Annotated in this window: 13 protein-coding genes and 1 pseudogene; 2 read left to right on the top strand and 12 right to left on the bottom strand. The window is 60.4% G+C overall.

From position 1 onward, the window contains the following. Positions 1-15: 15 nt before the first annotated feature. The 11 genes from ISX84_RS00070 to pqqA all read right to left on the bottom strand — a co-directional run bounded on the left by ISX84_RS00070 (position 16) and on the right by pqqA (position 10,150). A complete protein-coding gene (locus ISX84_RS00070; RefSeq protein ID WP_229884022.1) occupies positions 16-984 on the bottom strand; it encodes a zinc transporter ZntB in 969 nt (322 codons plus the stop codon). A gap of 125 nt (positions 985-1,109) precedes the next feature. After that, the gene (locus ISX84_RS00065; protein WP_195818283.1) at positions 1,110-2,285 is read right to left on the bottom strand and encodes a DUF2254 domain-containing protein; all 1,176 of its coding nucleotides are present in this window, start codon (positions 2,283-2,285) and stop codon (positions 1,110-1,112) included. 139 nt (positions 2,286-2,424) lie between these two features. Beyond that, the gene (locus ISX84_RS00060) at positions 2,425-3,498 is read right to left on the bottom strand and encodes an AI-2E family transporter (RefSeq protein WP_195818282.1); all 1,074 of its coding nucleotides are present in this window, start codon (positions 3,496-3,498) and stop codon (positions 2,425-2,427) included. A 108-nt stretch (positions 3,499-3,606) separates the two neighbouring features. After that, positions 3,607-4,086 carry a CreA family protein gene (locus ISX84_RS00055; RefSeq protein WP_195818281.1) on the bottom strand — a complete coding sequence of 160 codons (480 nt, stop codon included), beginning with the start codon at positions 4,084-4,086 and terminating at the stop codon, positions 3,607-3,609. A gap of 231 nt (positions 4,087-4,317) precedes the next feature. After that, positions 4,318-5,832 carry a D-Ala-D-Ala carboxypeptidase family metallohydrolase gene (locus ISX84_RS00050; protein WP_195818280.1) on the bottom strand — a complete coding sequence of 505 codons (1,515 nt, stop codon included), beginning with the start codon at positions 5,830-5,832 and terminating at the stop codon, positions 4,318-4,320. Positions 5,833-5,844: 12 nt separating this feature from the next. Next, positions 5,845-6,792, bottom strand: a complete 948-nt coding sequence (locus ISX84_RS00045) for a hypothetical protein (protein ID WP_195818279.1) — start codon at positions 6,790-6,792, stop codon at positions 5,845-5,847. A 250-nt stretch (positions 6,793-7,042) separates the two neighbouring features. After that, complete coding sequence (pqqE, locus tag ISX84_RS00040; protein ID WP_195818278.1) at positions 7,043-8,122, bottom strand: pyrroloquinoline quinone biosynthesis protein PqqE; 1,080 nt, start codon at positions 8,120-8,122, stop codon at positions 7,043-7,045. Next, positions 8,119-8,394: a pyrroloquinoline quinone biosynthesis peptide chaperone PqqD gene (gene pqqD, locus ISX84_RS00035; protein WP_229884021.1), complete on the bottom strand. Its 276-nt coding sequence runs from the start codon at positions 8,392-8,394 to the stop codon at positions 8,119-8,121. The genes pqqE and pqqD overlap by 4 nt, the downstream gene beginning before the upstream one ends. Beyond that, the gene (pqqC, locus tag ISX84_RS00030) at positions 8,394-9,134 is read right to left on the bottom strand and encodes a pyrroloquinoline-quinone synthase PqqC (RefSeq protein WP_195818276.1); all 741 of its coding nucleotides are present in this window, start codon (positions 9,132-9,134) and stop codon (positions 8,394-8,396) included. The genes pqqD and pqqC overlap by 1 nt, the downstream gene beginning before the upstream one ends. Next, positions 9,131-10,021, bottom strand: a complete 891-nt coding sequence (gene pqqB, locus ISX84_RS00025; RefSeq protein WP_195818275.1) for a pyrroloquinoline quinone biosynthesis protein PqqB — start codon at positions 10,019-10,021, stop codon at positions 9,131-9,133. Before pqqB ends, pqqC begins: the two co-directional genes overlap by 4 nt. Before the next feature lie 21 nt (positions 10,022-10,042). Next, positions 10,043-10,150 carry a pyrroloquinoline quinone precursor peptide PqqA gene (gene pqqA / locus ISX84_RS00020; protein WP_195818274.1) on the bottom strand — a complete coding sequence of 36 codons (108 nt, stop codon included), beginning with the start codon at positions 10,148-10,150 and terminating at the stop codon, positions 10,043-10,045. A 168-nt stretch (positions 10,151-10,318) separates the two neighbouring features. On the opposite strand from pqqA, the gene ISX84_RS00015 reads away from it, so the two are divergent. Both ISX84_RS00015 and ISX84_RS00010 read left to right on the top strand, forming a co-directional pair. Further along, positions 10,319-12,430, top strand: a complete 2,112-nt coding sequence (locus ISX84_RS00015; protein WP_195818273.1) for a 4Fe-4S binding protein — start codon at positions 10,319-10,321, stop codon at positions 12,428-12,430. After that, a complete protein-coding gene (locus tag ISX84_RS00010) occupies positions 12,427-13,305 on the top strand; it encodes an FAD:protein FMN transferase (protein WP_195818272.1) in 879 nt (292 codons plus the stop codon). Before ISX84_RS00015 ends, ISX84_RS00010 begins: the two co-directional genes overlap by 4 nt. A gap of 50 nt (positions 13,306-13,355) precedes the next feature. Here ISX84_RS00010 and ISX84_RS00005 read toward each other — a convergent pair. Then, a pseudogene (locus ISX84_RS00005) lies at positions 13,356-13,471 on the bottom strand (FAD binding domain-containing protein); the annotation flags it as partial.

The raw sequence follows: 13,471 nt of genomic DNA, 5'->3' as shown, positions 1-13,471 counted from the left end.
TCAAAGCCCCTTTTGCTACAGCCATTTGGACAGCTTGAATATCGCGAATAGAGCTATGCCGCATAAGAGTGACGATAGCGTCAAGAACCAGAAAGCCATCGGCGTCGCGGTCCCCGGCATGCCCGCAACATTGACGCCGAAAAGACCGGTCAGGAAACCCAGCGGCAGGAAAATCGCCGCAACCACCGACAGGACATAGCTGTTGCGGCTCAGCGCATGCGCCCGGTCGGCCTCGATGTGATCCTGTAGCGCGGACAGCCGGTCGCGCGTGGCATCCAGTTCTTCGACAATACGGCGCGTGCGGTTGCTGGTCTCGCGCAGCAGGGCCAACTCTTCCGGCGTAAGGATCCATCCGTCCAGCCCCGCCAGCGCGGCAATGGCTTCGCGCTGCGGATTGATGAAGCGACGCAGCTTGATCACGGTCTGGCGCAGCCGGGACAGCCTGTCGGCCTCTACCCGACGCCCATCCGCAAGCGCTTCTTCCAGATCGTCGGTCTGTTCTTCAAGATCGAGAGACACCCGCTCGATCCGGCTTGTCAGCCCGTAGGTCAGCGCCGCCAGAAACTGACCGATGGTCGATGGTGCGCGGCCCTGCTCGGCCTCCTGCCGCATCGCGTCCACGGCCCAGATTTTTCGGATCCGCGCCGAGACAACGGCGTTCCCGGTGATCCACATGCGCAAGGATACCATATCCTCCGGATCGGCCTCGGGATTGAGGTTGACCCCGCGCAGGTTGAGGATCAACCCATCCCCCAGACGCTCGCACCTTGGGCGCGTCTCGCTCTGGCCCAAGGCGCGCGCCGCAATCTCCGGGAGCGATGCCTTGGCCCAGGCACGGGTATCCGGGTCATTCAGATCCAGATGCAGCCACCGGTACCCCTGGGCAGCACCAATCGCGGGCCAAGGGTCCGGCACCGGGGTCGTTTCGCCGTTTTCAATATCAAAGGCGGCGAGGGGTTTGATCGACGTAGGCTCCATCGGCATAGCTTATTGTCGAAATGCCGGAATGCAAAAGGCGAGACGCAGATTTGGAAAGACTGTGACCTTTCTATTGCGCGGCATCCCCAGCCGACCGGGGCCTGCAGGGCGACACCCACTCCTGACCCGCCTCAAAGACCTGTGTTCAGGTCGCTGACGCGGGATTTGTAATGTGCGTGTGCCAGGTGGTCCGTTTCGCAATAGGGCTGAGACGCCAGAAAGCTGCGTTTGAAAAGGGCGTCATACGTGAGACGGGGACCCAGCACGTATTTGCCAGCACCATCATCGCCCAACCCGTCCCCATGATGCTTGGCCGTCTTTAGCGCGTTGTGCATCCAGTTCAGACAGTTGATTGCCGTGAAGGGATCGTTCACCCCCGGAGAGAGGGCCCGGGCGAGCATTTCCACCAGTTGGTCCACCAGAAACAACACATTCTGATGCTCCGTGCGGCTGACACCCAGAGCGTAACATCCACAGAGTTCCTCACGATGCTCCTCTGACAGACCGCCCTCGGCCCAAACGGTCAATGTTGGCGTAAAGGGGGTCACGAAATCGCCGGGCAGTTTCTCGATCCTGATCTTTATATTATGGTCCTGCATCATCTCTTCGATAAGGTCATAGTTCAACGTCTGGATGTAGCCCGCCGATCCCAGCATGATCTGATCATCCGGCGCGCGATCCGGATAGTCGATTTCAGGGCGCTCTCCCAATGCGGCTTCGGCTTCGATGATGTTGACGATCTCGGTCTCCAGCCGCCGCCCCAAGGACGCCGTGATGTTGGAGACGTTGATCGTTTCCGGCACGTGGTGCACAAAATAGATCATCGTGAAAACGGCAATGATACAGCCCAGCATGGCCATCAGCATCGAATACTGCGGCACAAAGGCGTCGACGCCCGCCGCCTCGGACGGGTCCTGCACCGCGCGCAGGATGGAGAGCGCATAGGCAAAGGTCGCGATCAGGATGCCGAGGCTGACCTGGTTGCCTCGATCCCGCATGAAGTTGCCAATCAGGCGCGGCCCGTAGTTCCCCGCCGCAAAAGACACCGCGACAATCGTCATGGAGAACATCACACCGGTCACACCGATGACAGCGGTGGCGATTGTAGACAGGGTGCTGCGGGCACCGTCCACCTGCGTGTTCACGAAGGCATCGGGCAGATGGAAGGGCAAAAGCTCTGTGTGGCGGTCAATCCATTCCGTCACATGCGCCAGCCCAAGCGCAAGCAGGACAAGTGTGGCCGGGATGAACCAGTAGCTGGCGCGGATATCCTGTGCCAGTTTCAGCAGGAGCGCGCGTTTTTTCATGAAGCGCTGTCCGCCCTGTGCCGCATATCCCGGCTATCCGGGCCTGTCCCCCCTTGGCCAAAACCAAGAGCAGGCTTGGAGCCGAAAGCGGACATCAGCCCGCCTCGAAGGGTTCTCAATCGGGTTAGAGCCGCGGGCTTCACGACAGTTGTTTTCCCGTATCGTCAGCCGCCCCCAGAAAATTCCCGATGACGTTCAGCCTATCGACCTTGTCACACACGACCTTGAACACCAGCAGAAAGGGCACCGCCACCAGCGCCCCGGCAACGCCCCACAGCCAGGCCCACAACACAACCGTCAGAAAGACCGCGACGATGTTCAGCTCCAGCCGCTTGCCGATCAGGTAGGGCGTCACGAATTGCGCCTCGATCGACGTTAAAGCCTGATAGACAATCGGTGCCAAGAGCGCGTAGGACAGACTGTCAAAGAAGATCACCGCATGGGCAGCCACCAGCAAGGTCCCGATGACGCCGCCCAAAATGGGCAGATAATTGAGCAGGAAGGCCGCGATACCCCAGATGTAGGCGTATTCGAGCCCCACCAGCCACAACGCGGCAAAAACGGCCAGACCCAGCCCTGCATTGATCACCGTGATTGTCAGCAGGTAGCCGGAGACCCGTCTTTCAATGTCGTAGACCGTTGAAAGCGCCTTCTTTTTCTCGCTGAGTTTGGGAAACGCCTGCACCAATTTGACATAAAAGAGATCACCCGAGGCCAACAGGAACAGCGCGAGAATAAGGGCCACGCCGATGGATGTGGCGCTGCTGGCGACCGCTGTAACTGCAGAATTCAAAAGGCCCGGCTGCTGGACGACGACCTCCTGCGGGCCATCCACCGGGGCTGCCGTCATCTCCTCGACCTGAGACGACGCATCCTTGACCGCGTCGATGGCTTCCTGAACCCCACTGAGTTTGTTTTGAAGCTCCCTGGCGATATTAGGCGCATCATCAGTCCACGACCGCACCGTATCCCCGGCGAAGTATACGACCGAACCGATGGACGCGGTCGCCATCAGGATCAGAAAGCCCGCCGACAAGGCAGCGGGCAGCCCCTTGCGCTGCAGGAACCTGTTGATGGGGCTGAGTGTCAACGCAAAGAGAAAGCCCAGCATGATCGGCAAGATCAGATCGCGTGCGAAATAGGCGATCACAAAGATTGCAATCGTTGTGAGGGTGCTGGCACTGCGTCGCAGGGACCTGATATCGTCGTTCATCTATCGCTTCACTCAATGGCTGAAGGGACCTGCGGCACCCGGCAGCTGCCTTGATGGTTCTTCGGACCGGATGGGCAACGCCCGGTTGCCCGTGCCGATCAAGCCGTCCTAGTTCTGGTACAAAGGCACCGTCGAAATCGACATCTTGGCCGATCCGTCCTGCACCTCGCGCGCATGGGCAACGTAGATCAAAGTCTGATTTGCGTCATCAAAAATGCGTTTTACGCTCAACGACTTCCAAATGATCGACCGCCGTTCCGAAAAGATACTCTCCCCCTCGTCCGACCTGTCGATGTCTCCGATGACAATCGACCCTGTCTGGCGACACGCGATGGAGGAGTTGGAGGGATCTTCGAACCAGTTGCCTTTCTGAAGACGGTCAATCAGACCACGCTCGAAATACGCCACATGACAGGTGACACCTTCGACCTCCGGATCCGCAAAGGCCTCGATCACGATGTCATTGCCAAGCCAGTCCACGTCGACATTGCCGACTGTTTCCGCCGCAACCGGCCCGGCGATCAGGAAAAGGGCTGCAGCGGTCGGCAGGAGGGGAGACAGCCGTGACGCTCTGCCTTTCCGGATCATCTCAGCCCAAAGAACGACAAGACAGCCAGAATGACGACAATGAGGCCAACGATGTAGATAACGCGATTCATGATATTTCCTATCTGTGACGTCCGGCGCGCAACATTGTGCCACGCATCCGGCGCTCCTTCATGCAAACACTTGAGAACCGGCATGGTTCCCTGAATTCTGTGCAAAGATCGAATTAATGCGCGGCCCATTGATCGCGGCCTGCTGCACGGGGTCGAAACGCTAGGCGCCCCGCTCATCCCAGGTCGCGCGATGGCCGCGGGTGTCCACATGCACGAAACTGTTGTAGATCCCGATGCCGCCTTCGAAAAACCCGTCTCTGCGCAGCGCCAGCGCGACATCCGCCCAGTCTCCGGAATTGCCGTGTCCGCTGTCGATGACGCGGAAATCCGCAGCATCAAAAGCCATGTGCCGGCTGCTGCTGGCCCCGTTGATCGACCCATTGTAGGCGGGGCTGCGATAAACGCTGTTGAGGCTGACGCGACCACCGATGCGGTCCCGTACTTCGTCGAGGACACGCACCAAAGGCGTTACGCTGTTGTAGAGCTCTGTGGGCGGGTCGGTGTTGTTCCGATGCGTCGCGTTGGAGGCGCCCTTGAACAGGAATTCGTCCCAATTGAAATGACGCACATCCGACAGGTTGTCCCGCCAGAACGCTTCGAAAGTGTGGCCCGCCACAGCCGCCGCGTCCCGGTTGATATTGTCGCCCGTCTCCAGCGGATCATCGGTTTCCAGATCGGCGAATTGGTTGGACACCAGCTTGATCCGACCATCGTTAGAGAGTTGTCTCAGCAGGGCGCCGACCCCGCATTGTTGTGTCACCGCATTGGCATCAAACACATGATCGGCGATGAATTTTCCGCGCCGGTAGATGGTGGAAAAGCCCCAAAGATAGGGCGATGGCACGCGGCGAGACCGATAGCCGAACCCATTGTATCTTTCGAACCGAAAAAGCGCGCGTGGCAGGGACCAGTCTGTTTCCTGATCGAACCCTTTCAGGCGCAATGCATCCGTTGCACTTTCCTCGAACGTAAACGGCGGCGCGCCGGTGTCCGGCTTGCCCCCTGGGACACGGGACGTCCGGGCACCCAGAGGATCACCATTGTGCAGATGGGCCTCGAAGTTGTAGGTCGATTCCATCTGATGCAGGCCTGCGATGAACCACCACGGGATGCCCAGAGGGGTGCCGATAGATTGGTATCGGGCGCGATTGTCAAAGGCGGTCTGCGCCATCTTCCTGACCTTCGGCAGGTGGCTTGGGCGAATACCGGCCCCGTTGAAAAACCTCACATATTCATCCGCAAGATCGGCGTAGCTGCTGGAATTGATCGGGATCTGATCACTCAAAACACTGCCCGGGGCCAATACGGGTGTCGTTGCCCCATCGATGATCGCCGCGTCACTGCCCGGGTCAGGCGCGCCGGGCTCATCGGCCGGATCGCTGCGCCCGGCGTCGTGCAATTCCGCGTGCAGCCGCCCCATTTCAGCGCGCATATCGCCAATCGCTGGCGAGGCCGAAAACCCGACCGTGCGCGTCAGATGTTCGATATGGCCGATGATCCGCCCAATCACGTCCAGCATGGCCACCGAGTTGTCGCGCAGGTTCTTCAGGGCGGCCAGCCGCATCGCCTCTTCGGCCTCGGTCCAGAGCTTTTCAACCAGATCAAGCTCTTCGTGGCTTTGCGCCTGCGCAGCCAGTTCTATGAAATGGTCTTCGTCGTATCTGAATTCCGGCATCTCATGCTCCGATCAACGATCTTTATCTCTGAGGTCTTTCAAATCAGTCAGGACGCTCTCCAGCAAAATGCGGGTCTCCGTCGCCCTGCGGACAAATTCAGTGCTTCTTTCAACGGAATTGACGGTCTCCAACGTGATCGCCTCGCGCAGCGACACCAGCGTCTTGTCGGACCGGTCGAGTAGCTTCACGTAGTCGGTCAGGGCGTTTTCAAAAAGGATCGCCTTGGCCGCGTTGCCTTCGGGGCTGCGCAGCGCGTCGAGCTTGCGTTGCAACCGTGCCTGTTCTTCGGTCTTGCCGTCCAGACGGGCCCGGTTCAAGGCAATCGATGTCTGCTTCACTGAGCCCACAAATTGCGACACATAAACCCCATAAAGCGCGGGCGTATCGTCGATCATGAGACCGATCAGCGACCGGATATCCGGCTCCAGTTTCAGCACCGAACGGGATGCGGCATTCTGCGTGGCGGCGGTGACAAGCCGTTCAGCAATATTGGTCACGCCCGCAATGGGCAGTTCGGCAAGAACGACGCCGGTCCCGGCAAAAAGTGCTGTCACCGCCGTGTTCAGCGCGCCCAACTCCTTGCCCCGCTGCGCAATCACCGATGCAGGTCTGCCAGCGGAGACATCGAGCAGTATCTCGGAATAGGTCTCCAGAACCGCCAATGCCAGACGGCGGACCTGGATATCGGGATGCTCGTTGACGCGCACCCCCTCCTCACCCAGGGCAAATTCGACCTGGAAACAGGGGCGATACCCCTGCGCATTGCGCGCGCAAGATGTCGTTTTTGGTTCGCTGTCTGTGACCAATACCGCAGACACCTCGTCGAGGATCAGATCCCCAGCCGCCTTGGTGTTCGCAACACTGTCCGCATAGGCGACAAGCTCGTTTTTCGGCAGTACCGCGCAGGCGGATAGAAAAAAAACGGCAATAAATACACAAATAGTTCGGGGGCTACCCACAATAATCCTCCAGCTAAAAATGACCGGAAAAAATAAAAATGATTAAAATATTAACAACTATTAAAGCGCATGAAGGCGTGATCTGGCAAGGGTTTCGTTTATCCCAGCCTGTGCCGGGGCAGTGTGATCCCGCCTGATGAGGAGGCGCGGAGGCAGGTCCAAGAGTTTGTTTTCAAGGGATTCTCGAGGCTACCTCAAGATTCAGGATCTTGCTTTTGGAACCAACGGAGGGCAACCACGCACAAGGTATTCAGAGCTTGCGATAGATGAAATCAGGCGCATCGACGGTGCTCACTTCCTGCACCAACAGCGCATCCAGCGCCGCGCGGTCCGGGGACTTTCGGCACACCGGATCCGTCGCGGACGGATCACCCAGAACCGCCATTGCCTGACATCGGCAGCCCCCGAAATCAATGTCGCGCCGCTCGCAGCTTTGGCACAGGTCCGGGAGCCAGTCGGTACCGCGATAGGCATTGAACGCCCGGCTGTCATACCAGATGTCGCGCAGCGGCTGCTCTGTCACCCGCGCAAAGGTGAGGCCGGGAATGGTCTCGGCCGCATGACAGGGCAGAACGGTGCCGTCCGGCGTGATGTTGACCCCGGTCGAGCCCCAGCCATTCATGCAGGCCTTGGGGAAATCGGAATAGTAATCAGGCGGCACAAAGTCGATCACCAGAGTGCCGCGCAGCCGTTCCGTCGCGGCGCGCACGATCCGCTTGGCCGCGTCCACCTGATCGCGGCTCGGCTGCAGCGCTGCCCGGTTGCTCAGTGCCCAGCCCTGGAATTGCACGCAGGCCACCTCGATCCGGCGCGCGCCAAGGCGGACGGCCATCTCGATCGTGGCCTCCAGATCGTCGAGGTTTTCGCGGTGCATCACCGCATTCAGAGTTAGCGGAAAACCCATTTGGGCGATGTGATCCGCCACATGCATCTTGCGCTCAAACCCGCCCTTATAGCCGCCGATCCGGTCGGCGATCCGGGCATTCACCCCCTGTACCGACAGTTGGATATGGTCGAGACCTGCATCCTCCAGCGCTTGCAGACGTCTTGGCGTCAGGCCGATCCCGGAGGTGATCAGATTGGTGTAGAGCCCTGCATCCCGCGCCGCAGCCACCAATTCGACAATGTCTCTGCGCGATGCAGGCTCCCCGCCCGACAGATGCAGCTGCAACACCCCAAGACCTGCGGCTTGTTCAAAGATATCGGCCCATTGCTCGGTGGACAGCTCCCGATCCTTGGCGGTCAACTCCTGCGGGTTAGAGCAATAGGGGCACGCCAGCGGACAGCGGTGCGTCAACTCGGCAAGCATGGCGAGCGGCGCGTTGGTCATGGCCTGACGTCCAGCAGGCGCTTGTCCGCGAGGTCACCCAGATAGGCGATCACATCCGCCATGATCTCGGATTTCTCTGCATCATAGAGCCCGGCCAGCGTATCGGAAATCTGATCGATGCTCGCTTGCCCGTCGACGTGATCCAGCACCGCGCAACCGATCTGGTCCAGCATCAACACCCGCTCCGGGCCCAGCAGCACCGGGGTGTCACGCACCCGGTCGAAATGCCGACGCACCCCGCGCGGCAGAGAGGGGACATCCGCAGGTCCCATCACAACAGACCTTCGCCCGGTTGCCAGGCCCCGGGCGGAATGCGACCGGGGTCGACATAGGCAGAGTGAAGCGCATCCAGCTGCGACCATAGCACCTCTGTCTTGAAGATGAGCGCATTTGCCGCCGCATCCTGATCCCTTTGCGTCACCGCATGATCCAGCACCCAGCCCAGACCAAAGGCGACATCCCGCGGGGCTTCGTTCAACCGGTGCTGGAAATAGGAAATCGTCTCGGCATTCGCGAAGTCATAGTGTTCCAGGAGCCCCGCAATCCGGTCCTTGTGGATTTTCGGGGCAAAGAGTTCGGTGAGCGAGGAGGCCACCGCCGGCAGCATCGGCTCGTCCCGCACGAACCGGACATAGGCATCGACGGCAAAGCGCGTGGCGGGCAGCACACCCTGCGCCGAGGACACATAGTCGGGGTCCAGCCCAACCCCTTCGGCCAGTTTCAACCAGCGGTGAATGCCGCCCGTGCCCACTTCGGTGCCGTCGTGATCCTCGATCCGCCGCCGCCAGTTGCGCCGCAACGCGGGATCGCTCACGCGGGACAGAAAGGCCGCATCCTTCATCGGGATACGGGACTGGTAATAATAACGGTTGATCACCCAGGCGCGCACCTGATCCGGCGTGCAGCCCCCTGAATGCAGCAGGTGATGGAACGGGTGCTTGTCGTGATACCGTTCCTCTCCAATCTGGCGCAGACGCGCCTCGAACGCGGCACGATCAGGGGCTTGGGTCACAGCAATATCTCCATCCCGTCATGGGCAATCTCCCATCCGGCGGCGGTCACAGCGGCCCGTTCGGCGCTGTCCGGTTGCAGAATGGGGTTGGTGTTGTTGATGTGCACGAACATCTTGCGCGCCTCCAGACCGGCGAGCCGCGCAATCGACCCCTCCGGACCGTTGAGCGCAATATGCCCCATGCGGGCGCCGGTTTTCTGCCCGGTGCCCGTGCGCGCCATATCATCGTTTTCCCAGACCGTGCCGTCAAAGAGCAGGAAATCCACGCCCGCCAGCCGGTCGAGCAGCCAGTCCGGCACCGTCGCGCAGCCGGGCACATAGGCCGCGCGCCGGCCTTCCGTTTCCAGCAGCAGCCCCACGGTCTGCTCTCCCACCGCTTCAAGATCAAGCGCGGCTTCGTCTTCCAGAAACAGCGCGACCTTGCCGGGCACCGCAAAGGGCGTCACACGCAGACCAGGCACCGGTTCGAAAGGCGTATCCAGATGGATGGTCTCACGCCCAACGAGATCGGCATCCAGCACGTTGAAAACGGAATTGCTCGATGTGATCTCTATGCCTGATGATGTGGCATAAAGCCTAAAGGCGGTCTTTTCGCGCAGTGTCAGCAGCCCGGCAATGTGGTCGATATCGCCATTGGTCAGCACGACCGCCCCGATCGGCGTATGCCGCAGCGACTTGGGATGCAGCTGCGGGGTCCGCAGCAGTTGAGCAGAGATATCCGGGGAGGCATTCAGCACCGCCCAGGTCTCACCATCCGCCGAAACCGCGATCGAGGATTGCGTCATCACGGGCAGCTTGCCCGCCCGCGCATCGGCGCAATTCCGGCACCCACAATTCCATTGGGGCAGCCCACCACCGGCGGCCGCCCCAAGAACAACAATCTTCATACTGTCGAATCAGCTGGTGATTCAGATCACGTCGCGGTCGCCGCCACGCTCATCATCTTCGCCGGGTCCGTACATGTTGATTTCCATGCCACACTTGATTTCCCGGGCCTTTGGTTTGTTCCAAGCCATATCATTCCTCCTCTGAACACCTTCAATTGCTAGCATAGAAAGGTCTGATCGGAAAATGCGACCTTTGGATTAGGTCACGCGCTTGTGTGTTTTGCCCAAGCATTGGGGAAACAGCTTTATACCTTAGTCCCATAGGATAGGGGCCTGCGCGAGCCTAGGATCAGCGCCATGACAGGGAGAGAGACTGCAGCCGCGCGCTTGTTCCAGGTGTTGACGGCCTTGCTTTTCTGGGCGGTCACCACCGTACAGGGAGCAGCCGAGCCGTTGTCCCGTGAGGCTCTGGAACCCCATATCGCACCGCCCATGTCGCTGGGGGAGCAGATCAGCGACACCGGTGTCTGGCAGCTCCTGAATTCGGGCGGCGCGAATGCAGGCTATGTGTTTGAGACGGAACCGATGGCGCCGCTGCCGGGCTTCTCAGGCGCGCCCATCAACGTGCTGGTCGTGCTCGATCTGGATGGCCGGTTTCTGGATGTGAAACTCCTGTCGCACAACGAACCGATCTTTGTCTCCGGCCTTGGACAGGCGCCGTTCCATAAGTTCTTCGAGCAATACCGTGGCCATTCGATCACCGATAGCCTCGTGGTCGGCACACCCTATGGATCAGGTGGTGACGGATCGGCGCTGGTCTATCTGGATGGGGTGACCAAAGCCACGGCCAGCGTCCGCATCGCCCATGAAAGCGTGCTGGCCGCAACCCTTCAGGTGGCCCGCGAAAAGATGAGCGGGATTGCAACCGGCCCACCCGCCTATCCGGATCAGGACTACACCGAAAAGCTCACATGGGACGATCTGGTAACGCAGGGCATCGCCGTGCGCCGGGTTGTCAGCAATGCCGAGGTGGACGCGGCCTTCGCGGGTACCCTTTGGGAAGACGATGACCCGGAGGCCACCGATTACCCCGACGAGACCTATCTCGACCTCTGGGTGATCGACATCGGGCCGCATTCCATCGCCCGCGCGGTTCTGTCCGACGACAGCCTCGCAGAGCTGGAACAGTTCATGTCGATCTCCACCATGGACGAGCCCGTGCTGGTCGTGGAGACAGCACGGCACGGCCTGATCACGGATGACTTCGTGCGCAACACAGCCCCCGACCTGATCAGCGCGGAACAGGGTGGATTTCCCATCGCCTTTCGCGACGCCGATATCTACGTGGAGATGCAGGACACCGTGCCCGAAGACATCCGCGACGGCACCGCCCTGATCCTGCGCACGGACCGGCGGCTAGGCTTTGACCCAACGGCCGAATGGCAGCTGCAGATCAAGGCCTTGCGTGAACACGGCGTCTTTCAACCGGAGATCGGGTCGGTGACGTTCGAGGTCCCCTATCAGGCCCCCGAACGGTTCTTTGCCCGTCAAGAGGTGGTCAAACCGGCCCCGCCCTGGGTGGATGCCCTGCGCAACCGCGCCTCTGACCTGATCGTGCTGGGGGTTTTCCTGACCGGACTGCTGATGCTGTTGGGGCTCTCGCTCAACAGGCTGGCGGCGCACCCGCAGTTCACCCCGATCCGCCTCGCCATTCTGGCCTTCATGACCGGCTTCATCGGCTGGTGGGGTCAGGGACAGCTCTCCATTGCCACACCGCTTGCGGTGCTTCGAACGACATTTGAAGGCGGCAGCTATGCTTTCCTGCTCTACGACCCCTTCTCGCTCGTACTCTGGGCCGTCACGATCATCGGTTTCGTGCTCTGGGGGCGCGGTCTCTTTTGCGGCTGGCTCTGCCCCTTCGGCGCGATGCAGGAGTTCACCGCCCATCTGGGGCGCCTGCTCCGCCTGCCGCAAATCGAACCGAATGCGGTCTGGGATGACCGGCTGAAGCTCCTGAAGTATGTCGTCCTCGCGGGTCTCGTCGCCATTCTGTTCACCGCCCCTGCCCGGCTTGACCAAGCCATCGAGGTTGAACCCTTTAAGACCGCCGTCACGACGTTTTTCATCCGCGAATGGTATTATGTCGCCTACGCCGTCGGCTTGCTGGTGCTGTCCATGGTGCTTTTCAAAGGGTTCTGCCGGTATCTCTGCCCGCTGGGTGCCGTGATGGCCATTGGCGGGCTGATTCGCGGACGCGACTGGATTGCCCGGCGCACCGAATGCGGCACGCCCTGCCAACTGTGCAAGGTAAAATGCAGCTACGGCGCCATCAAGAAAACCGGCGAGATCCAGTATTCCGAATGCTTCCAATGCCTTGACTGCGTCACCATCCACGACGACGCACGTCAATGCGTGCCGCTCATCCTCGCGGGCAAAGGGCGCAGCCTGCAGAAGGTGGCCGCCGAATGACCCTGAGCAGACGACGCTTCCTGACCATCTCTGCGGGTTTCGCCTGTGCACCAGGATTTGCGCAGGCCAACACGTGGCAAGGGCGTGCTTTTGGTGCTGATGTGTCGATCACCCTGCGTGGTCCGAATTCGCAAACCAAGCCGGCCCTGCGGCAGGCGCGCGCGCAAATTGCCGAGATCGAGAAGCTCTTCAGCCTTCACGATCCCGCCTCTGCCCTGTCACAGCTAAATACCACGGGCGCGTTGCACAGCCCGGATTCCCGCTTTGTGGCGTTGATGCGGGCTGCGGATCACGCCTTCACAGTGACCGATGGGCTCTTCGATCCAACCGTGCAAACCCTCTGGCGCGCCACCGCCACGGGTGAAAACATTGACGTGGCGCAAAGGGCCGTCGGCTGGCGCAGGGTGCGGTTCGACGCTCAAAAGATCGCGCTGGACAAAGGTCAGGCCCTGACGTTCAACGGCATCGCCCAGGGCTTTGCTACAGATGAAGTCGCCCAAAGACTGAAGGCACACGGACTGCAGAACGTGCTGGTGAACATCGGAGAATACCGAGCCATCGGCGGCCCATGGCGCTTGGGGCTCAGCGATCCGTCATGGGGACATCTGGGCACACGTACAGTAACGGATACGGCGATCGCCACTTCAAGCCCAGGTGCGATGTCCCTTGGCTGTGCAGATCACATCCTGCACCCTGTCGCCCAACCACAATGGTCAACGGTCTCGGTTGAAGCGACGACAGCGACACTGGCAGACAGTCTCTCTACGGCGCTGGTGCTGGCACCGCTTGATCAAATCACCACCATCAAGCAGGCGTCGCGCGATTTGGGGCGCGTGACGTTGGTGTCCGGTCAGGGCGAGGTGATTACAATCTAGAGTTTTTCAGCCCTGCCGTTTTTGGCAGGGCTTTTTGTGTTGCGGGCCTTTTACGTGGCGTTTTGCACTGCGCGTTTGGTCATGACGGCGACCAGATGCGCGCGGTAGGCGCCGGTGCCGTGCAGGTCGCTGATCATGTTGTCCCCCGCCAGCGCAAGCCCCTCCA

Source organism: Roseobacter sp. MH60115, assembly GCF_015644665.1.
Lineage (GTDB): Bacteria > Pseudomonadota > Alphaproteobacteria > Rhodobacterales > Rhodobacteraceae > Roseobacter.
The sequence above is the reverse complement of the archived record's forward strand: the minus strand, read 5'-3'. Positions and strand labels throughout refer to the sequence as shown.